Origin of the sequence: Abiotrophia sp. HMSC24B09 (assembly GCF_001815865.1) — a bacterium.
GTDB lineage: Bacteria > Bacillota > Bacilli > Lactobacillales > Aerococcaceae > Abiotrophia.
Genome location: NZ_KV822195.1, coordinates 212,464 through 236,726, shown reverse-complemented (window position 1 = coordinate 236,726; position 24,263 = coordinate 212,464). Strand labels below are relative to the sequence as shown.

The window sequence follows — 24,263 nt, the reverse complement described above, 5'->3', positions numbered from 1 at the left end:
AATTGACAATTTAACCCTTTATTGATAGAATCTAGCTATCCTTTAGGGGATGTCACGGTTTCGACAGGTATTGTTCGAGCTTTTGACGCGTCAGGAGGGTTGCGTCCGCCTTAAAACGCTACAGTTAAATATAACTGCAAACAACCAAAACAACTCTTTCGCTTTAGCAGCTTAATAACCTGCAGCGGAAAATCAGCCTAACATCGCCCATGTGCTAGTAGCTGGTTTTATTTAAGTGGGATACGCGTGATTTATCCGTCTGTTAAATCACGAAGAGATGATCAGACTCGCAAGGATGACAGCCTGTCTAGTGGCGGTCTCTGCGCTAAACCAAATAGCTAGACTATTGGCGTAGACTTGATTGTGGCGAGATATTTGGACAGGGGTTCGATTCCCCTCATCTCCATAACAGACTAAATCCCTCAGCAGCATCTGCTGAGGGATTTTTTTGCTATGAATATCTACTTATCATCGCTTGTTTGACGGGGTTTCCGCTCACCCCAATATTGGTAATAATCTACCTTGAGGGCGCCATTATAGAGCTTGCGTTTTTTGGTTGCCTTGGCACCATAGTAGGTCTCGAAGGCTTCATCACTGGTTAAAATATACTTACTCCAGGTCGGCATTTGGCTATAGAGCTTGCCCATGTCTGCGTAGAGGGTGTGGACCTGGTCCTCTGTTAACATACGGTCACCATAAGGCGGATTAGCAATTAATATACCGTAATCCACCTTAGGACGATAGTCCTTGAGTTGCATTTGCTTAAAGGAAATCGTATCTGCTACTCCAGCTTCTTTAGCATTGGCCTTAGCAATTTCAACCATACGGTGGTCAATGTCGCAGGCTTCAATGTCCATCATGACATCTGGTTTGGCTTGAACTTGGGCTTCCTGGCGCGCCTGCTGCCATACTTGCCCACTTGGATCTAAGCTGGTCCAATGTTCGGCCGCAAATTCCCGCTTAAGACCTGGCGCAATATTACGCCCAATCAAGGCTGCCTCAATGGCAATGGTTCCCGAACCACAACATGGGTCGTAAAGTGGTCGGTCAGGATACCAAGTCGTTAACATGACTAAGGCAGCTGCCATATTCTCTTTGAGTGGGGCGGCACCCTTCTCTACTCGGTAGCCACGCTTGAATAAGGAGGTGCCAGAAGTATCCAAGGTCAGGCTGACTTGGTCTTTGACCAAAGAAACTTCGATAGGATAGACTGCCCCTGTCTCAGGCAAATTGGTCCGACGATGATAGTAGGACATGAGTCGGCTAGCAATAGCCTTTTTGACGATTTTCTGGCAGTTAGGCACGCTATGTAACTGGGACTTAACGGATTTGCCAGACACAGGAAAATTAGCATCCAAAGGCAGAATGTCTTCCCATGGCAAGGCGTAAGTCAAATCATATAGGGCTTCAAAGGTCTTGGCCTGAAAACTAGCAAATTCAATCTTAATACGGTCAGCCGTTCTTAGCCAGAGATTAGCCTTAGCAATATCCTGGACATTCCCAGAGAAACGCACGCGCCCATTCTCCGTCTGAACTTGATAGCCTAGCTGCTTCAATTCTTGGGCCGTCACGGACTCAATGCCGGCAGCAACGGTAGCCAATAGGTTATAGTTTTTCATTAGAGGCTCCTCATCTTTAACTTGTCGTTGCGGGCAAGACAATCCTGCCCTTAGAAAAAAAGCCCTCCTCACCAGAGAGGGAGAAGCGCCTTTGTTGTATTAAGCAAAAGCCTATTAAGTAAATTTCGATAAGCCATGTTCTGTCACTTAAGGGAAATAGGCTATGCACCTTAAGTGGGGTAATCATCTGTCTGCCAGTCACTCAGTGACCCGCCTCTTCCATCGGTTCATTTCCCTAGGAAAAGTGCCCCGACCAGTCTCCCTAGAAAACTAGGTTACTATTTGGGTTGCTCGCTCGAGGGGTTTACCGCGTTCCACGCTAGTTGTTTCCAACCAGCCTCGTCTCTGTGGCACCTTAGAGGTTACTCAGTCATAGCCGAAGCCTTAGACCTTTTGCCTGCCGTTAGCGCTAGGCACTACCTTAGCTTATGGTTTCGCTAAGCACGAACACTACAGGCATCTCAGCCTGTGCGAGCATGGACTTTCCTCAACTATTACTAGCCGCGATTACCTAAAATCTACTTGAGGTTCTTTTATTGGAAACGTGTCACGTCTGAATAAGACATGGTGTTGTCTGTGCTACCAATCTTAGATCCAAAGACATGTTTCTCTAAGTTAGAGAGACGCTTAAGGATATCGAAGTTAGTGACACCAGAGCCTGGTGAGGTTGGCACATTGTTCTTCTTAGCCAAGGCAAGTTGCTTGGTCAATTCATCAATTTTGCTGATTAGGCGCTCATTTTCATTCTTCAAAGTCGCCACATCCTTTTGGTAAGAATCGTAGTCACGGATAATGCTATCCAAATACTCATCTACTTCAGATGCTTTATAACCACGAAAATCGCGGGTAAATTCTTTTTGTAAAATATCTTTAGCGGTTAAATTTTTTTCTGCCATATCGCTCATCTACCTCCATCAATGATTGCTTCTTTCTCAGAAGAATTAATGATTCTATCTTAAATAGAGAAGTCTATTCAATTTATTATGCCACGAAATGCCTAAGAATGCTAGCGAATATACGTTCGCACCCTAGTGAATTGTGCACTTTTAGTCACATAATCTATCCCCATAAATCTGAGATCCGGACCTTGATTAACTATCTCTATTATGCCACGCAAAAGCCAACTTGGCTAGCGAGGCGATGTCCGCGTCCAGCTAACCGCCTTATTTAGGCTCGATTTTGCTAACTGGTCGGCTGCCTGATTTTCCTTTTCAGCTATCCATTTGACATAGAGATTGGGAAAGTAGTCCAGTCGACTTAGGATATGATCTAAAATAGGAGCATAACGTGCATCCTTTATATAGGATTTTTCAATGGCCCGAATGGCTACCTGGCTATCGGCATGTAACCAAATAAAGTCCTGGGTCAGCCCCAATTCTATCAACCAGTCTAGAGCGCGCAAGATAGCTAAAAATTCCGCCTGATGATTGTCTGCTACCTGATTGAGGAAAACAACTTGTTCATAGAGTTGATTAGGCGCCAGAATCCGAATGGCCAGGCCGGCAGATTGATTTTTATAGGCAAAGGCAGCATCCGTATAAACCTTCAGCATTTTTCGCTCCTTATCTGTTATTTGTCTACAAACTATTAATGTATTGTGCTATAATATAACTAGTATAGCACGGATTTAAGTATTGACAAGAAAGAGGTGACAAAATGAGTGATGTAATTAAATTTCCGACTAATGCGGACCAATATTATCGCAAAGCACTCAGTGCCCTCAAGGTCCATGACTTTGGCCGTGCACAAGAATTCCTAATCAAGAGTTATGAGACAGATCCTCAGGTTCATGTCTTCGAGGAACTGATTAAATTATATATTGCTCGGGGACAAAAAGCTGACCTTTTGAACTGTTGGCAAACTTATTTCCCTGATATAGAAGCCGTTAATGATTGGAATGTTCTCCTCTTATATGGAGCTAGTCTGTCCCTCCTTTACGACTTAGACGCTGCCCTCTTGCGGCTCTATCAGCTTCAAGCACGCTTCCAAGCAGCTGGATGGGACAGTGAAGACCTCTTACCATTCATTCATCAACTCAATCATACCCAGCGCTTAGCCCGGCGCTTGGAGCAAGCCCTGGATCAAGGTCAGGAAGCCATTGAGACTTTTATCAATCAAATCTATGACGGCCAAGGATTTGAGTTACTCAGTTTCCTTAAATATACCTACGACCTGCCTTTAGACAAGGCCTTGCCTTTCTTTAAGGCCATTCTGACTCATCCAGACCTACCTCAATATATCAAGAGTGACGTCTTACATTACCTACTCTACCAGAACTATCCAGGTAAAGTGACCTATAACTGGTTTGGCCAAGTCCATGAATTGACGGTAGCCAAACTTCAAGATTACCGTCACCAGTCTTCTTATGTGGCCGGTCTTCAAGTCATCGAAGACTACTGCGAACAATTCAATCCTCATCTCATGATTGAATTCTCTCAGCAGTTCGTCCTTCAAGCCTTAGCCGTTTACCCCTACTTTGAAGAGGCCTATGGTTCAGCCAAGGAGTGGTTCCAGCTTTTCTTAACTGAGAATGACCTACCGACTCCCTATGACCTAGTACCAGAAGCTAAGCATCGCCAGAACTATCAAACTGTTACAGCTGAACTCTATCAATTAATCTACCAAGAACAATAGTCTTCAGACCAAGAGCCTCCTATCGCAAACACGTGATAGGAGGCTCTTATTAAGTGCTGTCAGCTTAAATCCCTTGTTGAGCAGCAGGACTTAGGGGCTCTTCCCCTTCTTCATCATCTTGAATAAGATGCTCACAGTTGATGTAGGCGACAATATCCTTGAAATTGACGATGGTGCGGCTAGTACAAATATCCTTCATAGTCGGATCTGACCGGAGCCAATCGATGTCGACGACAGCGCTGTTGGTCAGAAGTTTACGGATGGTCCCCCGCATATGGACCTGCCGGAAGGTAAAGCGTATTTGGTCACCAATCTCAGGACGAATCTGTTCACGGACTCGCTGAATCATTTGGCAACCCGTCTCGAAATTGACATGCAAGAGGGAGGCTATCCGAGACTTAGTGGTCCCCCGTCTCAGCTCACGTTCAATGAGCTCGCGCTCTGACTTAGTGACTTTGACTCTCATACGACCCACCCTTTCTGAATGAAACCGTTTCTAATTCCTATTATAGCACGTTTGATGCGCTTTTTATAGCTTATAAATCAAAAATTTCCCAATCCGACAAGAATTTGTAAGTTTGTTTCGAATTTTTGTTTGAAACCGCCCCCATTTCCTTGTTATAATGGAAATAGCTTATAAAAAAAGGAGCGTTAACCATGAATCAATCCATTATTACGACCCTTGTTTATGAAACCAAAGTCTCCATCGGTTCTTATTTCCACCTGGTAACTGACTGGTTCGCCAGCGACCAAGAAATCAAGACTGTCATTATCGACCAATACCATGTTTATTCCAAGATTCTGTCTCTCTACCCTAATGGTTTTGTCATGTACCTCGAGCAAGACCAAGATGGCTCTATTTACCGGACCAATTATCCCCTGATTCAAGCCAAAGATGCTGACTACTATACCGTTCAGTGGGATGACTAACTTACTAGGATAGAGAGCTCTACACCTACTTGATTTTACAAAGTGACTCCTTTATACTCAGAGTATTCATTCTGACTATAAAGGAGTCACTTATGCATAATATGACCACTGGGTCCCCCCTCAAACGCATTATTAACTTCTCCATTCCGCTCCTAATTGGCAATATCTTCCAGCTTGTCTATAATATGGTCGACACTTTTATTGTTGGACGCACCATGGGGCGCGATGCCCTAGCAGGAATTTCTGCTTCATCCAGCGTCATGTTTCTGATTCTTGGCTTCGCTCAAGGCTTAACGGCAGGGTTAAGTATTCCTTTGGCTCAAGCCTTTGGCGCTAGGGATTTCCATAAGGTACGGCGTTCAGTCACCATTGCCTGGACTATCGCGCTCTGCGTTTCCATGGCCTTGACCTTCCTGTCTACCTTCTTCCTCCGCCAAATTCTAGAAGTCATGATGACGCCGACTGAAATCATTCAATATACTTACGATTATCTCATCGTCATCTTCAGCGCTTGTACCGTCACCATGCTCTACAATTTACTGAGCAACATGATGCGGGCCTTGGGAGACAGCCGGACGCCCCTCTACTTTCTTATCATCGCGGCCTTAACCAATATCGTCTTAGACTATGTTTTCATCGTGAACGTGGGCATGGGGGTTGCGGGTGCTGGCCTCGCGACGGTCTTGTCACAAGCTGTCTCGGTTATTCTTTGCCTCTGGGCCATTCACCGTCGTTGGCCACTACTGCAGGTTTCCTGGCAAAAGGCCATGCTGGTAGCTGAAGAAGTCCGCTATCACCTCAACATGGGCTTCCCAATGGCCTTCCAGTCCTCTATTATTGCCATTGGCTCCATTTCGGTCACAGTGGCCCTCAATCAGTTAGGTCCTCTAGCTATCGCAAGTTATGGTGCCGCTTCTAAAATTGAACAGATTGTGATTTTAGTACTCATGTCCTTTGGGATTGCCATGGCAACTTATGTAGGGCAAAACTTTGGTGCCGCTCAATTTGACCGCATCCGCCAAGGAGTCCGCCAAATGACCTTCTTGTCTGTAGGCGTTGCGCTGGTTTCTGGCGTCATCCTAGCTCTGACAGGTGCCCAAGTCGTCACCTTCTTCGCAGAAGGTAGCCAAGGACTGGAAATGGCTCACTACGGTCAAGTCTTCTTCTACTGTTCGGCGCCTGCCTACTGGTTACTTGCTCTGCTCTTTATCTATCGCTATACCTTACAGGGCTTAGGCGATAGCTTGATTCCAACTATTGCAGGCATTATGGAGCTGGCCATGCGTATGAGTGCCGCTCTGATTCTTAGTCAATATTTAGGTTTTGTAGGTCCCGCTATTGCCAGCCCCCTGGCCTGGTTGGGCGCTTGCATTCCCTTGTTAACAGCCTATCATCATCACAAAAACCATCTGCAAGAACGCTTCAACCAAAAGCTGGCCCAGAATTAATCTGGCCAGCTTTTTTGGCATACTTGATCCACTTAGACGGGGATTGTGTAGGGAGGTTACAAGTTTCTTACAGATAGCGCAAAAACCGGCTCAAAAGTTGTCCTCAAGCCTTTTTTGCCGTATAATGATACTATCCATAAATTTATGTAGTTTGCAACTACAAGGAGGTAAATTATGACCAAACCAATTCGCGTGCTTCTTTACTACAAGTACGTTAACATCGAGAACCCAGATAAGTTTACAGCTGACCACTTGGCCTTCTGTAAGTCTATTGGCCTTAAGGGCCGGATCCTCGTTTCAAGCGAAGGGATTAACGGGACTGTCTCAGGTGACTACGAAACCACTCAAAAATATATGGACTATGTTCACTCCCTACCAGGTATGGAAGACCTCTGGTTCAAGATTGACGAAGAAGAAGAACAAGCCTTCAAGAAGATGTTCGTTCGTCACAAAAAAGAAATTGTCCACTTGGGCTTAGAAGATAACGACTTCGACAGCGACATTAACCCATTAGAAACTACTGGTGCCTACTTGTCACCACAAGAATTCAAGGATGCTTTGCTTGACGAAAACACCGTTGTCCTTGATACACGTAACGACTATGAGTTTGACTTAGGTCACTTCCGTGGTGCCATCCGTCCTGACATTCGTAATTTCCGCGAATTACCACAATGGGTACGCGACAACAAGGAAAAATTCATGGACAAGCGTGTCGTTGTCTACTGTACAGGTGGTGTCCGCTGTGAGAAATTCTCCGGTTGGATGGTACGTGAAGGTTATAAAGATGTCGGCCAACTCCACGGTGGGATTGCTACCTATGGTAAAGACCCTGAAGTAAAAGGCGAATTGTGGGATGGTAAGATGTACGTCTTCGACGAACGGATTGCGGTTGACATTAACCACGTCGATCCTGTTGTAATCGGGAAAGACTGGTTCGATGGCACCCCATGCGAACGCTATGTTAACTGTGGGAATCCAGAATGTAACCGTCGTATCCTAGCTAGCGTCGAAAATGAAGACAAATACGTTCGTGGTTGCTGCCCAGAATGCCGTCGCCACCCACGCAACCGCTACATTGCGGAAAACAAATTGACTAATCAAGAATGGGAAGCTCGTCTCAATGTCTTAGGCGAATCCCTAAATGATCAAGTAACGGCTTAAGAGCCATACCCCATAAAGAAAGTAGGTGAATGAATGACACTAGACGATGACAAAAAGAAAGTGCCCGAACAATCGGGCCAGCATTACTATGATGTCTCTTTTGACATCGAGCCTGATAAAGAGGATTCAAGGGGTCATTCTACCCCGCCTTCAAACGAGGCAACTTCTAAGCCATCACGCTGGGATAATTTCTACGAAGATTATTCCCGCAGACAAGCACAAGCTCGACAAGCGAGCGCTGAAAGTAATGATCAAGCATCTACTTCAACTAACAAAGGCCAGTCCGAGACTAGTCAGACCACTGAGTCAAGCTCTAGTCAAGGTCAGCAGGATCAAGATAGTTGGCATTACCAACCTAAGTCGGATGAAAAGACCGTCATGGCTCAATCTTCCGAGTTCATCGATCGCTCTGTCAAACGCGTCCGTGACTTCTTCTCTAACTTCAATCCAAGTATTGATGAAGCCAACCCTTATAAGCAGACTAACCAAGTGTCCGACCAGGACTTCCAATCTCATCTTTTCCAAGAGGAAACAGAGAAAGGTCCAGCTAGTCCTGCCAAGGAAAAAGCCGAGAAGAAGAAAGTTGTTAAACCTTCAGAGCCTAAGGCTAAGCCAGAACTAGCGCAGTCAAGTGAATCAAGCCCAGAGACTTCAGGCTCATCCGAGTCTTCTGACAAAGGCCCTCGTCGGCGTCGGCTCTTTGCCGGCATGACCAGTCGAGATCATTACGACCAAAATCCAGAAGAAGAAGCTAGCACAGACTTAGGCCTAGCTGGACCTGTTGACATGCCAGACTTATCTGCAGAATCTTCTGCTAGTTCTAAGCCTGCTAGTCGCGTTTACCAACCTCGCATTGAGCTCGACCAAGACGGTACGGCTAGTCAGCCCCTGCCAAGTCCTGCTGATATCCAAAAGGAACGCGAACGACGTCGTAGTTTTGACCTTGAGCAGAAAACAAGCAATGAGCTCCGAGAAGAAAGCGAGCCAGTTGCAAGTTCAGACAAGAAGGAAGTGTCCCGTGTCTATCAACCTTTAGACGCTGACTTGTTAACACCAAGTAGAGACCTAACTAAAGAAGACCAAGTGGCTGAACTTAAAAGTCCGGCCCCTACTGAGTCAGTCGCTAGCTCAAATGACCACAGCACGGAACTGGAGTCAAACACTTCACATCCAGCAGATTCACTAGGAAGCTCTGAAGGCCAGGAAGAAGGCCCTCACCTTTCATCACGAGGACGTGCCCGACTCAGTTCGCTCTTGTCCATTTTCGATAATATTACACCAATTGAGGTGCCAAACCAGGCCTCTGCTGTAGATGACTCAAGCCAGGGCCGAGAAGCTGAGCACTTAGAAAGTGCTAGAGGATCAAGCTATCAAGAACCTGATCTAGTATCTCAGGATAGACTTGAAATTGAGTCAGAACCCGAACAAGCGCCTGTTTCTTCAAGCCATCCAGATGAGCCAAATCACTTGGATCAAGAAGTGGACGACCTATCTATCGAGCCAACAAGTTCCCAAGCGGAAGTTGAGGCTGAAGCTAACCTTAATCAAGAAAAATCTCATGATCAGCAATCAGATTATGAAGCGGCGTCACTCGTTGCTAGTCAAGAAAACTTGATTCCTCAAGCATCTGAACCATCAGATCTAGAGCCAAGCTTAGCTGAGGAGACCTCAGAGCAGCATGAATCAGAACATTCTGATTCAGACTCAAGATCAGACGACTATGACTTGGCTTGGACGGCTAGGACTAGCAAGCAAGCTAGTTTGGACCCAGATTACTTTGACCAAACGCAAGCCAGCGAGCTTGAGCCCGAACGAAGCCATGATGTGGAAGAATGGTCTCAAAATCAGGATTCAGAACCTGAATCTGATGACCACGCGCCAGCTGCCCTAGACTTAGCTGCTGCCGGCCTTGGTGCTAGCCAAGATTCAGAGCGCAAGCGTCGCAAATCAAAAGATAAAGGCAAATCCAAGACCAAGGTCATTGACCTGTCTAACTACACTGCCAGAGAAAAGATTTTCTTAGGTCTTAATGTGGCAGTCAATGTAGTTCGCCGCATTGCCCTCTATATCGTCTTGATTGGCCTGCTCTTAGGTTCCTTAGCTGCTGGGGCCGGGGCTGGTTACTTTGCCCACCTAGTCTCTGACACCAAGGTGCCTAATCGTGAAGAAATGGCTGCCAAGATTAACAAGTTGGAACAGCAATCCACCATTTACTATGCTAACGGGACACCGATTGCCAACGTTCAAGCCGATGTCATTCGGTCTGTGACTAGCCTGTCAGATATCTCGCCTAACATCGTCAATGGTCTGGTATCGACTGAGGACTCTTCCTTCTATGAACATAAGGGGGTTGTGCCTAAAGCAATTCTGCGGGCTACCCTGCAGGAAGTCTTGTCACCAGGTAGCGGGACCGGTGGTTCTACCCTGACCCAGCAATTGGTCAAGCAACGTCTCTTAACTAATGATGTCACCTTCTTCCGGAAAGCCAATGAAATTCTCTTGGCCCTCCGTCTGGAGCAATTCTTCAGCAAGGATGAAATCCTCACTGCCTATCTCAACGTGTCACCATTTGGTCGTGACCATAACGGGGATAACGTAGCCGGGATTGAGAAAGCTTCAGAAGGGATTTTTGGTAAGAAGCCTAGCGAGGTCAACCTGGCTCAAGCAGCCTTCTTGGTCGGCTTACCGCAGGACCCTTACAATTACACCCCTTATCAACAAAACGGGGAGCTTAAGACCGACTTATCAGCCGGGATTGGCCGGATGAAGGACGTCCTCTACTTCATGTACCGTAACCATAAAATTAGCGAGGCCGACTACCAAGCCGCTCTCAACTATGATATTAAGGCTGACTTCTTGCCAGCCGGCAGCCCAAGTGTCACACGACAATCCTACCTCTACCGAGCAATGGAGCGAGGCGCTATCGAGCAAATCATGCGTCTCAATATTGAGCGTGATAAATTAACTTGGACTCAAGTTTATCAAGATGACAACTGGTACAACCAATACTATAAGGAAGCCGAAGAGCAACTTAAGACTGGTGGTTATAAGGTTTACACAACCATTGACCAGCAGATCTACGATCTCTTGCAGGAATCCGCTAAGAAACACATTAATGACCTAGGGATGGCCTATGAAGGCGTCTATACTGACCCTGAAACCGGCCAAGAAACCTCCTATGTTGAGAAGGTTCAAAATGGGATGGTAGTCATGGATAACAACTCCGGTAAAGTCTTAGGCTTTATCGCAGGGACGGATTTTGAGAATAACCAAATCGACCACGCCTTTGGTATTCGTCGTTCCCCAGGTTCGACCATTAAGCCGTTAGCTGTATACGGCCCTGCTATTCAGGAGAACTTGATTAATCCATCGACGGTTATTCCAGATACAGAATTTACACAAACCTTCGAAGATGGTACGACTTGGTCCCCTACTAACTATGGTAATGTAGTCAGTGGTGGCGCCGAATCAGCTCGGGTTGCCCTCTATAAATCAGATAACTTGCCTGCTGTCCGGGTCTACCAAGAAATGCAAAAACGCTCAGTTGATGTCATGGGCTATTTGGAAAAAATGGGCTTTAACCCAGCTGCCTCCTATACGCCAGAAGACATCAAGAACTTAGCCTTTGCCATTGGTGGGGTTTCAAGTGGTCCAACTGTCCTAGAAGAAACTCGGGCCTTCGCGACCTTTGCCAATAATGGTAACTACCATGACGGCTACTTTATCGACCGGATTGAAGATGCGGCTGGTAATGTAGTCTTCCAGCACCAAAGCAACCCTACCCAAATCTTCAGTGAAGATTCCAACTACCTTATGATTGATATGCTACGTAATACCATGACAGAAGGTACTGGTCGGATTGCCAAGGGCTACATGACCATGGGTGGTGACTGGATTGCTAAGTCCGGGATTAGTGAGAACTCTAAGGACGTCTGGTTCATTGCCTCAACGCCAAGTATCACCATTGGTTCTTGGATTGGCTATGACAGCCGTTTCCAAAACTATACCATCAATATCAACGACGGCTACGGTCGTGAAAGTGAACGGAGCCAACGTTATTGGGCTAATGTAGTCAATGAACTCTATGCTGCCCGTCCGGATATCTTTGGGGTAGACCGGAAATTCAGCCGTCCATCTAGTGTCCAAGAAACGGACGTCTTACAACAAACTGGTACTAAGCCAGGGACCATGCGTCTAGATAATGGCGGGACTATTTCCATCACCGGTCCAACCTACAAGGATCTCTTCAAGGTCAGCCATCCAGCTCCAGAATTGAACTACAAGTTCTTATTCGGTGCAACGGATGAAGAATTGGCTAACTTCTGGTCCACCTACCGTGCGCAACTAGAAGAACAACGACGCCAAGAAGATCAACGACGTCAACAAGAATCGTCAAGTTCTTCAAGCTCATCAAGTTCTTCTGCCACTAACGAAAATCCGGGTAACGGCAACGAGACCCCAGGTGGTAACAATAACAACAATAACCAGAATAACAACCAAAACAATACACCAGGCCAACGCTAGGTACAATGAGAGAGTCAGGAAGTGAAACTTCCTGACTTTCTTTTGCTATATACAAAAAGAGACGGGCTCTATCAGCTTTAACTGATAAAGTCCGTCTAGCTTTTTAACTATTAGGCGCTTAGGCTGGTTTGAAGAGGCCTAAGACATAGCCAATAATCCCGGCAGCAAAGAGACCGAAGATAATGAGGATTGGGTTGACTTTCTTCTTGAGTAACCACATGCAGAGGAAGGTCAAGAGGACAGCCGCCAAACCTGGCACTAACATGTTAAGGTTGTCTTGTAAAGTTGTCACCTTATTTGGTGTTAAAGAGTTATTACCCATGTCACCCAAAATTTTCTGTAAGGTGGCACCATCCACTGGCCCTTCAGGGAAGTGAATATAAGCCTTATCATCTAATGGTACATTCGAAACGACTGGCGCAAAGTTAATGGAGGTCCAGCGCGGAACCAGAATCCCCATAACGAACATCCCTAAGATGGATGCCCCCTTGGTTAAGGTTTGCAAGATACCGCCAGATAGGTCGTTGGTGATTTCAGAACCCTTAGTATAACCAAATTCTTGTGTAAACCAGAGGAAGCCTATACGAATGGCATTCCATACTACAAAGAAGAAGAGCGGTGCTAAGATAGAGCCACCCGTTGCTAAAGAGGCAGCAATCGCCCCAAGGATTGGGCGAACGGTGAACCAGAAGACTGGGTCACCAATCCCGGCCAAAGGCCCCATCATCCCAACTTTAACCCCTTGGATAGCGGCATCGTCAATTGATGCGCCATTGGCTCTTTCTTCTTCCAACGCCAAGGTTACCCCTAAGATTGGAGCGGCAATGTATGGGTGAGTGTTGAAGAATTCAAGGTGACGTTTGAGGGCTGCAGAAGCCTCCTCACGTTGCGGATATAACTTCTTAAGGGCAGGGATTAAGGAATAAGCCCAACCACCATTCTGCATCCGTTCATAGTTCCAAGACCCTTGAAGGAGTTGAGAACGCAACATTACCTTAAAACGATCGGATTTCGTTAAGTGTTTCTTTTGTTCAGTCATCGTCATGTCCTCCTTAGTAGTCATTAAGAATATCGCCTAACGGATCGCCAGAACCAGCTTTGCCCCCACCGCCACCAGAACCACCAGTGTTTTGGCTAAGACGAATATATACAACCGCCAAGACTACCCCGATAATCCCGGTTGCAATCAAGGTCAATTGGTTAAGTGGTGCCAAGGCAAAGCCTAGGAAGAAGAATGGCCATACTTCAGGAGTTGCCATCATGTTAATAACCATGGCATATCCGACCGCTACGACGAAGCCCCCACCAATGGCCATCCCTTTGGTAAACCAATCAGGTAAAGACTCTAGGGCCCCTCGAACGATTTCGTTTGGCAAGAAGAGCAAGAAAGCAGCCGGAATAGCAATACGCAAGCCTTGGCAAGCAAGAGCTACCATATGCCAGAATTCCACACCACGGAAGTCTCCCTTCTCAGCGGCAGCGTCGGCACGGTGAACGATGGCCACAGATAAGGTACGAACCACCATGGTCAAAGCCAAACCTACTGTCCCTAAAGTAATGGCAGCCGCAATGGCAAGGTTACGACCGTCAGGCGTAAAGTTATTTGATTTAACGTAGATAATGGCAGAAGCCACAGAAGCTAAAGCTGCGTCTGGCGCAATCGCTGCCCCAATGTTAGACCAGCCCATCGCAATCAATTGCAAGGCTCCACCCAAGATAATACATTCGCTGAGATGGCCAGTTGCTAGCCCTACCAGAGAGCAAGCAATAATCGGTTGGTGGAATTGGAACTGGTCCAGAACCCCTTCCATCCCTGCGAGAAATGCTACCACAATGACAGCAAGAATTGATAGAATATTAAATTCCATTATGATACCTCCTTTTAGACTTTGAGGCCTTCACTGGCCTTAGCTTGGATGCTCTTGAACAAGTCAGATGGCTTGTCATTTGGCACCTTGCGGACATCGAACTTAACGCCGAGATCACGAAGCTCCTTGAAGGTATCCACATCGTCTTGATCCATTGATAAGACGGTGGTCACTAATACCTTACCGACAGAGTGAGCCATAGAACCTACATTGAGCTCTGGAATCTCTACTCCAGCCTTGATAACCTTGAGCGCATCCTGAGGATTTTCGAAGAGTACCAAAGCCTTGGTCTCACCGAAGCGAGGGTCTTTAGATACTGCAACAAACTTGTCAAGGGGTACTACGTGAGCACGCACACCTGGGGGAGCTGCTTGCTCAATCAGCTTCTTACGTAAGTCATCTTGGGCTACAGTATCGGACACCACGATAATCCGGTTAGGTTGAGTGGCTTTAGTCCAACCTGTTGCAACTTGGCCATGTAAGAGCCGAGTATCAATACGAGCCAAGACGAATTTGATTTTGCCGTCTCCTAAGACAGTTCCTTCTGGAATCGCACCTTGTGGCGCAGCTGGTGCTGCTTGAGCCACTGCTGGCGCTTCTTCTGGTTGTAAGTCTTCAGGGCGAACTTTGACACCGTCTTTGGCCGTTGGAATAATGGCTTTGGCGATATCGTGAGCCTTGTCCATAGAGAAGCGACTTGCATATGATTCAATCAACATAGGCAAGCTAAGACCGGCTACAATGGCACGTGTCTCTGGCGCTTCTTCAAAGAGAATATTGGCTTGGTTGAAGGGACTACCTCCCCATAAGTCTACCAAGAACAGAATCTCTTCGCTCTCAATACGGTCTACGGCTTCACGTAATTTACGTTGCAAATCATCTGGACCTTCACTTGGCATAAAGGTCACGGATTCAACGTTGGCTTGTTCACCAAAAATCATTGAACCGGATTGCTTGATACCATCAGCAAACTCACCATGACTTGCGATAATAATACCAACCATGATTCTACCTCCTAAATAAAAATTGAAATATATAATTTCAACTTCTAGTATAGTATAACGTTTACATAAATGCAATAGCTAATATTGATTCTCAAATATTCTTCTAGACATGTAAATAAATTTGTATATCAATTTATGTCTATTAATGAGTATTGCAACCACCTGTGCCCCTTTTTAGCAAGTATCAGAACCCTTCCCACATAAGCAAAAAAGCTGGGAGCAAGGTCAACTGCCTTCAAAAGTTGTTAAGAGAAGACAACTTTTGACAAGCTTCAGTTTCCTTGTCCCAGCCTTTCAAGGCCTATTATTCGAAGTCATAAAGGTCGGTGACTGGCACCACCTGGTCGAAATCCAATAAAACTAAGTAAACATCTGTCACTGCTTTGCCTTTTGCCAGACTTAAGGCCCGAGCATAGAGGCTCATTTGGAAGCGATACTTGTCGACAATCTGATCGATTTGGGCTGACTTTGTCAAGCTTGCCCATGGACGATAGCGGTCGGTCTTATAGTCAATTAAGATGAGACGACCATCTGGCAAATTAAGATAATTATCGACGACCCCATGGACCAGAAGCTGACTATCGGCTAGTTCTTGGAGCTGGTCAGCCCCCAGCTGACGAGCAAACAACTTGGCCGCTGGCAGACGATAAGAGAAGGCCTGCTCGCGATGTAGGGATTTAGCCTGTTTAATCAGGGCTTGGCCTAAGTCACTAGCTAAAAATTGGCAGATGCTGGCTAACTTAACGGCCTCCCACTGACTAGCTTCCATAAAGCCAGCGGCTAGCCAAGCTTGCGCCTGCTCTTGAATGGCAGCCGGATAGTCCGACACATCCAGTCCTTCTAGCGCACTAAAGTCTAGCTGCTGCATAACATAGTGGGTAAAAGTCCCAATCTGGGCAGCTGTATAGGCTTGGCGCTCTCGGACAAAGCGAGGCGCTTGGAAGGTATCTCCAGTAAATCGAATACTCTGAATACCAGCCTTTTGGCCAGTCTCGGCCTCTTCCGCCCTTTCCTCATCTTCTTGAGTAAGCCAGTCCCAACTGATTTGCCCTGGCCGCCGGTCGGTGAAGTGAGATAGTTTTTCATTATGAGGTTCTTCATAGAGACGCTTGAGCTCCGACACAGATTGGTAGCTAGAGGTCTTACTAGCCAGACCGTAGTCGTACTGACTCTCTAGGAGACTTTGTATAAAGGCCCCTACCTCACTTGTCACCTCATGCTGATCGACTGTTAATTTCAAATCTGCCAACCAGTTTTGGTCATCTTGAAGCCAAGGTCTAGACGCAGATACCTTGAGAAGTGGCAAAAGCTCTGCTTCCGCCACATAAGTCAGACGCACTTGTTCATTGGTAAAGTCAGTCGTAGATTGAGGATGACGTCCACTAAAGGATGTCGCCATGAGCAACCAATCCAGCCAACTTCCTGCTCCCTGTCTTAGGGCACGATTCATGACCAATTCTTGGCCACTTGCAGCCACAACTTGCTCTTGTTTAGTCTGGACTTGGTCTTGGGATTTGACACTGCCCACAATCACTAGTTTTTGCTCACAACGCGTTAGGGCAACATAGAGCTTCCGCATTTCTTCTGATTTCAACTGGCCACGACGCTCTAATTTAATAGCTTCCTTAATGAAGGAAGGATACTGCAATTGATGTTTAATATCCAGATAATCCAATCCCAAGCCATAGCGTTTAGAAGGTACATAAACCTTCTGCGTATCCTGAATGTTGAAACGTTTGCCCGTCTGCATTAGGTAAACAAAAGGAAACTCTAGCCCCTTGCTGGCATGAACAGTCATGACTCGCACAAAATTCTGATCCTCACTCAATAAGAGGGGCTCAGCCAAATCTTGGTCGTGAGCCATGATTTGTTCAATAAAGCCAACAAAAGCCGTCAAGCCCTTATAGTTACCCGCTTCAAATTCCACTACCCGTTCATAGAAAGCATGAAGGTTAGCCTGGCGTTGATCCCCTTGATCCAAACCTGCCACATAATCTAGGAAGTAGGTTTCTTGATAGAGAGTCCAAATTAAGGTGACTAGATCCACTCTTTGGGCTAGGTGGCGCCATTCTTTGAGTTTGTCCATGAAGGTAGTCAAGGTTTCTTGTAGGGCTATTAGACTCGTTTCTTCTAAGAGTAGCACTTGCTGGCAGGCTTCATAGAAGCTGCCGCTACTAGGCACCCGGATGCGAATCTGACTGAGTTGCTCATCACTTAAGCCCACAAAATGTGACCGTAAAATGGCCACCAGGGGAATGTCTTGATGAGGGTTATCAATCAATTTAAGCAGGGCTAGCATGAGCCGAATTTCTTGGCGTTGGAAATAATTCTCAACATTTTGACTTAGGAGTGGAATTCCTAGCTGTTCAAAGACTTGCTTAACCGGTTGGAAGGGATGGCGGGTCGAACTCAGAATAACAAAGTCCTGATAGGTTACCGGCCTTTGCTGACCTAGTTCTTTGTCATAAATCTGCCACCCTGCTTGGACGCGCGCTTGAATATCCCGGCCAATAAGCCACGCTTCCGCTTCAAGGCTGGTCTCCACTCCTTGATCCAAGTCTAAGTCCTGGTCTTCAGGCTCTCCCTCATCTGCTGCAGAGGATTCATAGAGTAAGAATTCAATATCGAATTCCGGATCAGGAGGCGCAGGTAAAAAACTGTGATTGCCTGTCTTGAGCGACTCCATGGCACCGTACTGCATTTCACCAAAACCTGGGTCCATCAGACGCTGAAAGACAAAGTTAGTAAATTGTAAGATTTCGTCACGAGAACGATAGTTGGCATCTAAGACAATCAGATGACCGCCTTTGCCCTCTTGATAGGCCTGATATTTGGCTAAGAAGAGGCTAGGCTCTGCCATACGGAAGCCATAGATGGACTGCTTGACGTCCCCTACCATGAAGAGATTACCACTTAAGTCTTGGCGGTGTTCACGCGACAGAAAACTTAAGATAGTCGCTTGAATGTCGTTAATATCCTGATACTCGTCCACTAAGACTTCGCGGAAGAGATCCTGATAATAGAGGGCCGCCTCGGAAGGCTGCCGCTGGCCTAAGTCCGCATCATAAGGGGCCAGAATATCCAGAGTCAGATGCTCTAAGTCATTATAGTCAATGCAGTTTTGTGCAACTTTGGCTTGCCAGAGAGCCTGACGGAATTCAAGCGTCAAGTGGGCAAGGTCTTGGATGCTAGCCCCCGCCTGCCCTTCTACATAGACAGTCGTATCGTAATCTAGAACCATCAATTGTCGCACTCGCTCAATCTGCTCCTTGGCTTGATCTCGCAGGCCCTTTACTTGCTCCAAAAGCTCCTTGTCTTCTTCCGCCTTCTTACCGCTTGGCCATCGATCGAAAGAGACTTGTTGGAAGAGAGCAAAAACTTGGGCTAAATCTTGACCTGACAGTACTGACTGCAAGGCTTGCACCTGGCTTCGCTCGGCTTCTAACAGGGGCTGTAATTTGCTTATCATAGCATCTGTCAGGCTCTCAAGGCTAGCCAAGGCCTGTTCTAGCAGATGCTGAGCATGTGACAGACTAGCCTGCCATTCAGGCAAGAGGACTGCCTGATAGAGCCCAGTCTTAGCAAAATCCTCAAAATGCAAGGCCTGTTGAGCCAACTGAGACAGCCAGACTTGGGGTTCAGGATGAGATGAAGCAAACTGATAAAGATCTAAAACCAGTTGATAGAGCCCTTGGTCACTTGGTCCTGGACTGAATTGAGCTAGCAGTTGGAAAAGTTTTTCCTGCCAGTCAGTATCTTGGGCCAGTCCAATCATCAACTCCTGCCAAACTTCTTGATAGAGCAAGGACTTCTGCGTCTCATCTGTTAAGAGTCGGAAACTTGGGTCAAAATCAATAATATAGAAATACTGTTGGATAACCTGCAAGCAGAAACTATGCAAGGTTCGGATATGAGAAGCTGGCAACAATTGAAGTTGGCTGACCAAATGAGCTTGCTCGGCTCTATCGGCCGTCTGGTTGACGGCTTGTTTGAGCCGGTTCTCCATACGCGCCTTCATCTCACTAGCAGCGGCCTCCGTGAAGGTAGATACTAGCAGTTGGTCCATGTTGGCATAATGAGTCAACAAATGATTGAGGATCCGTTCAATCAAGACCGTGGTCTTACCTGACCCGGCTGAAGCGGAGACCAGAATATTGCTACCCCGTTGGTGGATGGCTTCCCACTGGCTATCATTAAATCGCGAATTCAAAGGTTTAGCTGGTAAAGTGCCCAAGGTCATAGCTGGCCTCCTTTCTCACTCGTCTCTGTGTTTTCTTTCTTACCTGCTTCTTTCTCTATTTGGGTTAGGACTTGATCCTTAGCGAGGCGTTTATGACGATAAGCACCATAATGCACGGTTGCATCAAAGCCTGTAATAACCCGATAGTCGGCTTGAAGGCTAGGTGTAAAGCGTTCATCCTTAAAAGGTGCCAAGCTGATATCCCCTTTTTGGATGGCATTCCCTGCCTGAGTCATCAAATGGAGCAGATGCTGATTGATTAGGCTTAATTCCGCTTGATTGACAGCCGGAACATGCTGATAATAGCTACCATCTTTTTTAAGCTGAACCGGGTAAATCTGGCTCTTAGACTGATTGGCTAGGCCAGGTTCAATGGCCACTAATTCAGAGCCCGAAATAGTCATTAGCCCCCTGTATGGATGAAGTTGGTTCTTAGCCAAGTCTAGCCCGTCTTGGCTCAGTCGAGCCATCTGCTTACTATCTACCTTGACGAATCCGCCTGCTAAGGATTGATAGAAGGCCCCTACCGCCTGGGCATGAGGATAACGTTGACTGGCAACTTTCAGGTAGGTCAAGACCTGCAAATCCAATCCATAATAGAAGTCTACTAGGTTGAAAGTTTTCTTACCGGATTTGTAGTCCACTACCTGGTAGTAACTTTGGCTTGGATCCGCATCAATGCGGTCAATCTTACCTCGTAAGGTAAGGCTGCCCTTATCCAAAGGCAGGATTAACCCTGCTTCTTGCTGGCTACCAAAGACCAGCTCGGTCGCAACGGGTTGAACCGTCAAGGCTTGACTTTGCGCCAGACTGACACTTAAAAATTGCCGCAAATGCTGATCCAGCTTGCGCTTAATCAAGTGCATGCGAGGATTGGTGCCAAAGATATTAAAGCGTAAGTCTTCCTCCATAAGGGTCTGAATGCTAGCAAAGTTAGTTTCAAAATCAGGCCTAGCCTCTTGTGCTTGAGTAAATTTATCTAGGAAATCATGATAATAATCCCCTGCCCCTGCGGCATTTAATTCTAGCTGCTGACGGGGACGAATTTTTAGCCCATAAAGCAAGAAATGGCTATAGGGATCCTGGTAATATTGCTCTAACTTAGAAACCGAGGCCGTCATCTTCTGGCCGAAGAGGGCCAAAGCTGTCTCTGGTGTCAGATTCTGAGGCAGTTGGTTAAATTGGAAGAGCTGAGCCAAGAGTACCCAAGTATGAGGATTTTGGCCGGCCATTAAGGTCAAAAAGTCTAGAAAGGCAGCACTTGGTCGGTCCTTTTGCTGCGAATAATGATGGACTAGCTGCAAGAGCGGACTCATTTGGACCGGATAACGACCAAACTCAAGTCGGCTTAATTTGACTTGATTCTGATGAATCAAGGTATGGGTATAGGTCTTAATTGACAAATGAAACTGCTTAGCCAATTGCTGCAAATATGGTGATAGCTTAACGGTCTGCTGACCCTTCATAGCCACATAAGAGAGATAGAGTCGGTCGCTGGCGCTGAGCAAGACCTGCTGGGTCATGAGCAGTTCTAAGCTATAATTATGCTGGCTAGACTGGCGCAGTTGCTGGTAAGGCAAGAGACTTTCCCCCAAGGATTGGCGGTTGGCCACACTCAATAGCGAATCTTCCTGATGATGCTTAGGTAGAGTCAGCTCGTCTGCCCCTAGCACAAAACAAACCTTATAGGCTTGAACCTGAGGACTTTCCATGCTTGTAACCATGACTTGGTCTAGGGCAGGTGGAATAATATGGAAGGTGGCTTCATTCAAACCCGTTAGCAAGAGTTCTTGGAACTCACTAAAGGTCAACTCGGCCTCCCCATAAAGTTGATAGAATTCATCTAGGCTGGCGGTCAAGGTCTGCCAAACTTGTTCATATTGGCGAGACAGGGCCAGGTCCCCCTTTTCGATGGCTTGGTCACGCCGGGCAATCAGACGATCCTTTACGCCTACTTCTTCCAACCACTGATAGAGCCATTCAGCTGCTTTTTGGCCATTAAAGCTAGTCGCCTGCGCTAAGTCTTGGTAAGGGGCAAAATCAGCCAAGAAGGACTCCCGCAAGGATTGGACTACTTGACCATAAGTCTGGTCGGTCACCTGACCAGCCGCATTGACATAAGGACGGTCTGCTTGGTCAAAGCGCCATTCAAAAGACAATTGGGCAAAGCGATAACCCACGTAACCATTAGCCAGCACCACATTTTCAAGTAAGTCAACTTGAGCCTTAAACTCCTCTTCTAGGGCTAGTCCATCCTGGGGATTTTGGGCTATAGCGGCTCTCAGGTCAGCCGGTAACCAGAGACCTGATTTGAGAATACCGAAGATGTCGGCTAACTGGTAACGATAGCGATAGAGTTTTAGCCCCGCTTCCAGCCACAGGACCAGGGGATGCTGGCCCATACTTACGGCATGGTCATAGAAATAAGGAATATCATTCTGTTCAAAGAGGGCTGTCACCAAGGGACGATAACGGTCCATATCTCGCGTAAGGACTAAAATATCGCGATAACGGTAGCCCTCCTGACTCACCAACTGGTGAATCTTGTTGCTGGTATGACGGACTTCCGTCTGGATAGCATCATGCTCCCAAATCACATGAGTCTTAACTTGATTGAGAGGCTGACTCAGTTCTTGAGGGGCAAGCCGCAAGTGATTTTCAAAGGCCTGCGCTAGCGTTAAAATATTAGCTTGGTAGCCTTCCTGCACCTGTTCAATAGTCCAATCCTCTGCCACAGGCAAATGGAGTGACTGGGCCAACAATTGCATTTGCCCATAGGTATGACGAGCTACTTCGATAAGTGGATCATAGGCTTTAGAACGAGCCGCTTGCTGGGATAAGGGCAAGGTAATCCAGACAGCCTGACATTGTTGAATCAAGGTGGTCAATAATTGTAGCTGCTGACCATTAAAGAAGTAATGGTGATCCACTACCAAATAGGTTGGTCGGTTCAAGGGGTGGGCCTTAAGGTAACTGTCCAAACGTTGCAAGTCGTGATAATGTCCTAGGACTTGCCCTTCAATTTCTTGGATGAAGCCTTGATAGAGTAAGGCCAACTCAGCTAGGCGCTTGGCTTCCTGCTGGTTCAAGTCAGGCACTTGGCTTAGGTTCTCTGGCTGAATTTGCCCTAGATAGAGTTCATCGAAGAGCTGGGCTAACTTCTCGGCAAAGCCCTGATGCTTGACCTGACCACGAAAGACCTGCAATTGATCCTGATAGCGAGCTAAGAGGCGTTTAATGATCATAATCTGACCAACACTAGATATTGGCTTTTCTTCGGCAAGGCTGTTAGGCATGAGGAACCAGGCCAGGCGTTTGAAGGAAACTACCTGAATGTCGACTAGAGCCGCCTCATTGGATCCATATTTGTCTTGGACAGCCGCTAGCAAATAGGACTCCATATCAAATTTTAAGTGTTCAGGTACTAAATAAAAGAACTGGGCCTCAGGCTCCTTGGCTTGAATGTCTAATAAGTGATCTAGCAAGGCGCTTTTCTTGGCGCGATCCAGTCCCCCAAGGACAAATTGCAGCATGTGGGCCCTCCTTTCTCAATCGATGGTGATGTCTATTTTATAGGGCAAGAAGCTCAGACCTTAGGCCTGAGCATTTGCTTGGATAATGCCGACGATGACTTGGGTGGCTTTAACCATGGATTCAACTGCGACAAACTCATAGCGCCCATGCATGTTTTCGCCCCCGGCAAAAATATTAGGTGTTGGTAAGCCCATGAAGGAAATCTTAGATCCATCGGTTCCACCACGAATGGGTTCAATAATTGGCTTGATCCCAATGGCTTCCATGGCAGACTTAGCCAGTTCAACAGATTTCATGTCTTGCTCAATGACTTCGGCCATATTGTAGTATTGGTCCTTCATTTCAAGACTAACAACTGGGACGGGATAATCCGCATTCATCTTGTCAACAATGCTTTGGACAAGGTCCTTCTTAGCTTGAAAGGCTTGACGGTCATGGTCACGAATAATTAAATCTAACTGGCCTTGATCTACGGTCACTTGGGCTTCCATTGGATGGATAAAGCCTTGGCGGCCATCTGTCTTCTCAGGCACTTGATCCTCTGGCAAAGCAGAGAGGAAGTCCTTAAGCAGTTGTACTGCATTAATCATCTTACCCTTTGCCGTCCCTGGGTGGATATTCTTGCCGTGGAAATGCAAACGTGCCCCTGCCGCATTGAAGCTCTCATATTGGAGCTCACCGACTGGACCCCCATCCATGGTATAGGCGAAATCACAGCCAAAGTGCGCCACGTCAAAGCGGTCGGCTCCGCGCCCAATTTCTTCATCAGGACCAAAGGCGACCCTTACCTTACCATGTTCAATTTCAGGATGAGCCGCCAAATAAGCCATAGCTGTCATGATTTCCGCAATACCAGACTTGTCATCTGCCCCTAAGAGGGTTGTCCCATCTGTTACAATCAAAGTTTGGCCTTGGTAACTGCTTAAGGCTGGGAAGTCCGCCACCTTCATGACAATATCTTGAGCCTGATTGAGGACGATGTCTTGACCTTCATAGTTGGGAATCAGGCGAGGTTGAACATTCTCAGAATTGAAGTCTGCCGTATCCACGTGCGCGATAAAGCCGATGGTTGGGACTGGCTTGTCACTAGTTGCTGGTAGGGTCGCCGTCACAAAGGCATTTTCTGGGTTGAATTTCACTTCTTGGAGGCCAATGGCCTTCAACTCATCCACTAAGAGATGCAGTAAGTCTAGTTGGCATGCAGTTGAAGGCACAGTGGTGCTAGCTTCATCAGAGCGGGTATTAATTTTAGCGTAACGGATTAAACGTTCTTGGGTTTCTTGGAAAAATTGTTCTGTCAT

15 protein-coding genes and 2 other RNA genes are annotated in these 24,263 nt (G+C 46.7%); 6 read left to right on the top strand and 11 right to left on the bottom strand.

Annotated elements, in window-relative coordinates; all coding sequences use genetic code 11:
• Window positions 1–45 precede the first annotated feature (45 nt).
• Window positions 46–409: a transfer-messenger RNA gene (ssrA, locus tag HMPREF3093_RS02255) on the top strand.
• A gap of 52 nt (window positions 410–461) precedes the next feature.
• On the opposite strand, the gene HMPREF3093_RS02250 is transcribed toward ssrA, so the two are convergent.
• The 4 genes from HMPREF3093_RS02250 to HMPREF3093_RS02235 form a co-directional block, all read right to left on the bottom strand.
• Complete coding sequence (locus HMPREF3093_RS02250; RefSeq protein WP_070755409.1) at window positions 462–1,619, bottom strand: THUMP domain-containing class I SAM-dependent RNA methyltransferase; 1,158 nt, start codon at window positions 1,617–1,619, stop codon at window positions 462–464.
• A gap of 124 nt (window positions 1,620–1,743) precedes the next feature.
• Window positions 1,744–2,138: RNase P RNA component class B (rnpB, locus tag HMPREF3093_RS02245), an RNA gene on the bottom strand.
• A 14-nt stretch (window positions 2,139–2,152) separates the two neighbouring features.
• Window positions 2,153–2,515, bottom strand: a complete 363-nt coding sequence (gpsB, locus tag HMPREF3093_RS02240; protein WP_070755408.1) for a cell division regulator GpsB — start codon at window positions 2,513–2,515, stop codon at window positions 2,153–2,155.
• A gap of 233 nt (window positions 2,516–2,748) precedes the next feature.
• The gene (locus HMPREF3093_RS02235) at window positions 2,749–3,171 is read right to left on the bottom strand and encodes a ribonuclease HI family protein (protein WP_070755407.1); all 423 of its coding nucleotides are present in this window, start codon (window positions 3,169–3,171) and stop codon (window positions 2,749–2,751) included.
• A 104-nt stretch (window positions 3,172–3,275) separates the two neighbouring features.
• Between HMPREF3093_RS02235 and HMPREF3093_RS02230 the strand changes: the two genes are divergently transcribed.
• Window positions 3,276–4,253, top strand: coding sequence for a hypothetical protein (locus HMPREF3093_RS02230; RefSeq protein WP_070755406.1), 978 nt, complete (start codon window positions 3,276–3,278; stop codon window positions 4,251–4,253).
• A 64-nt stretch (window positions 4,254–4,317) separates the two neighbouring features.
• Here HMPREF3093_RS02230 and HMPREF3093_RS02225 read toward each other — a convergent pair whose 3' ends face one another.
• Window positions 4,318–4,719, bottom strand: coding sequence for a DUF2187 domain-containing protein (locus tag HMPREF3093_RS02225; protein ID WP_023390852.1), 402 nt, complete (start codon window positions 4,717–4,719; stop codon window positions 4,318–4,320).
• 191 nt (window positions 4,720–4,910) lie between these two features.
• On the opposite strand from HMPREF3093_RS02225, the gene HMPREF3093_RS02220 reads away from it, so the two are divergent.
• The 4 genes from HMPREF3093_RS02220 (at window position 4,911) to HMPREF3093_RS02205 (ending at window position 12,316) form a co-directional block, all read left to right on the top strand.
• Complete coding sequence (locus tag HMPREF3093_RS02220; protein ID WP_070755404.1) at window positions 4,911–5,183, top strand: hypothetical protein; 273 nt, start codon at window positions 4,911–4,913, stop codon at window positions 5,181–5,183.
• 92 nt (window positions 5,184–5,275) lie between these two features.
• Window positions 5,276–6,631 carry an MATE family efflux transporter gene (locus HMPREF3093_RS02215; protein ID WP_070755403.1) on the top strand — a complete coding sequence of 452 codons (1,356 nt, stop codon included), beginning with the start codon at window positions 5,276–5,278 and terminating at the stop codon, window positions 6,629–6,631.
• Window positions 6,632–6,805: 174 nt separating this feature from the next.
• Window positions 6,806–7,792 carry an oxygen-dependent tRNA uridine(34) hydroxylase TrhO gene (locus tag HMPREF3093_RS02210; RefSeq protein WP_070755402.1) on the top strand — a complete coding sequence of 329 codons (987 nt, stop codon included), beginning with the start codon at window positions 6,806–6,808 and terminating at the stop codon, window positions 7,790–7,792.
• A 33-nt stretch (window positions 7,793–7,825) separates the two neighbouring features.
• Window positions 7,826–12,316, top strand: a complete 4,491-nt coding sequence (locus tag HMPREF3093_RS02205; protein WP_070755401.1) for a transglycosylase domain-containing protein — start codon at window positions 7,826–7,828, stop codon at window positions 12,314–12,316.
• 118 nt (window positions 12,317–12,434) lie between these two features.
• On the opposite strand, the gene HMPREF3093_RS02200 is transcribed toward HMPREF3093_RS02205, so the two are convergent.
• From HMPREF3093_RS02200 to pepT, 6 genes are all read right to left on the bottom strand, one after another.
• A complete protein-coding gene (locus HMPREF3093_RS02200) occupies window positions 12,435–13,355 on the bottom strand; it encodes a PTS system mannose/fructose/sorbose family transporter subunit IID (protein ID WP_070755400.1) in 921 nt (306 codons plus the stop codon).
• A 13-nt stretch (window positions 13,356–13,368) separates the two neighbouring features.
• Entirely contained in the window at window positions 13,369–14,184 is an 816-nt protein-coding gene (locus tag HMPREF3093_RS02195; protein ID WP_070755399.1) for a PTS mannose/fructose/sorbose transporter subunit IIC, read from the bottom strand.
• A gap of 14 nt (window positions 14,185–14,198) precedes the next feature.
• Window positions 14,199–15,188 carry a mannose/fructose/sorbose PTS transporter subunit IIA gene (locus tag HMPREF3093_RS02190; protein WP_070755398.1) on the bottom strand — a complete coding sequence of 330 codons (990 nt, stop codon included), beginning with the start codon at window positions 15,186–15,188 and terminating at the stop codon, window positions 14,199–14,201.
• Between the two features lie 304 nt (window positions 15,189–15,492).
• A complete protein-coding gene (addA, locus tag HMPREF3093_RS02185; RefSeq protein WP_083316240.1) occupies window positions 15,493–19,428 on the bottom strand; it encodes a helicase-exonuclease AddAB subunit AddA in 3,936 nt (1,311 codons plus the stop codon).
• Entirely contained in the window at window positions 19,425–22,961 is a 3,537-nt protein-coding gene (locus tag HMPREF3093_RS02180; RefSeq protein WP_070755397.1) for a PD-(D/E)XK nuclease family protein, read from the bottom strand. Before HMPREF3093_RS02180 ends, addA begins: the two co-directional genes overlap by 4 nt.
• Window positions 22,962–23,021: 60 nt before the next feature.
• A complete protein-coding gene (pepT, locus tag HMPREF3093_RS02175; RefSeq protein ID WP_070755396.1) occupies window positions 23,022–24,263 on the bottom strand; it encodes a peptidase T in 1,242 nt (413 codons plus the stop codon).

What these genes read in the sequence shown, in the direction of transcription:
- HMPREF3093_RS02230 (WP_070755406.1), top strand. Translation starts at nt 3,276, where the DNA reads ATGAGTGATGTAATTAAATTTCCGACTAATGCGGACCAATATTATCGC.
- HMPREF3093_RS02180 (WP_070755397.1), bottom strand. Translation starts at nt 22,961, where the DNA reads ATGCTGCAATTTGTCCTTGGGGGACTGGATCGCGCCAAGAAAAGCGCC.
- HMPREF3093_RS02210 (WP_070755402.1), top strand. Translation starts at nt 6,806, where the DNA reads ATGACCAAACCAATTCGCGTGCTTCTTTACTACAAGTACGTTAACATC.
- HMPREF3093_RS02205 (WP_070755401.1), top strand. Translation starts at nt 7,826, where the DNA reads ATGACACTAGACGATGACAAAAAGAAAGTGCCCGAACAATCGGGCCAG.
- HMPREF3093_RS02250 (WP_070755409.1), bottom strand. Translation starts at nt 1,619, where the DNA reads ATGAAAAACTATAACCTATTGGCTACCGTTGCTGCCGGCATTGAGTCC.
- HMPREF3093_RS02190 (WP_070755398.1), bottom strand. Translation starts at nt 15,188, where the DNA reads ATGGTTGGTATTATTATCGCAAGTCATGGTGAGTTTGCTGATGGTATC.
- HMPREF3093_RS02220 (WP_070755404.1), top strand. Translation starts at nt 4,911, where the DNA reads ATGAATCAATCCATTATTACGACCCTTGTTTATGAAACCAAAGTCTCC.
- pepT (WP_070755396.1), bottom strand. Translation starts at nt 24,263, where the DNA reads ATGACAGAACAATTTTTCCAAGAAACCCAAGAACGTTTAATCCGTTAC.
- addA (WP_083316240.1), bottom strand. Translation starts at nt 19,428, where the DNA reads ATGACCTTGGGCACTTTACCAGCTAAACCTTTGAATTCGCGATTTAAT.
- HMPREF3093_RS02195 (WP_070755399.1), bottom strand. Translation starts at nt 14,184, where the DNA reads ATGGAATTTAATATTCTATCAATTCTTGCTGTCATTGTGGTAGCATTT.
- HMPREF3093_RS02235 (WP_070755407.1), bottom strand. Translation starts at nt 3,171, where the DNA reads ATGCTGAAGGTTTATACGGATGCTGCCTTTGCCTATAAAAATCAATCT.
- HMPREF3093_RS02215 (WP_070755403.1), top strand. Translation starts at nt 5,276, where the DNA reads ATGCATAATATGACCACTGGGTCCCCCCTCAAACGCATTATTAACTTC.
- HMPREF3093_RS02225 (WP_023390852.1), bottom strand. Translation starts at nt 4,719, where the DNA reads ATGAGAGTCAAAGTCACTAAGTCAGAGCGCGAGCTCATTGAACGTGAG.
- gpsB (WP_070755408.1), bottom strand. Translation starts at nt 2,515, where the DNA reads ATGGCAGAAAAAAATTTAACCGCTAAAGATATTTTACAAAAAGAATTT.
- HMPREF3093_RS02200 (WP_070755400.1), bottom strand. Translation starts at nt 13,355, where the DNA reads ATGACTGAACAAAAGAAACACTTAACGAAATCCGATCGTTTTAAGGTA.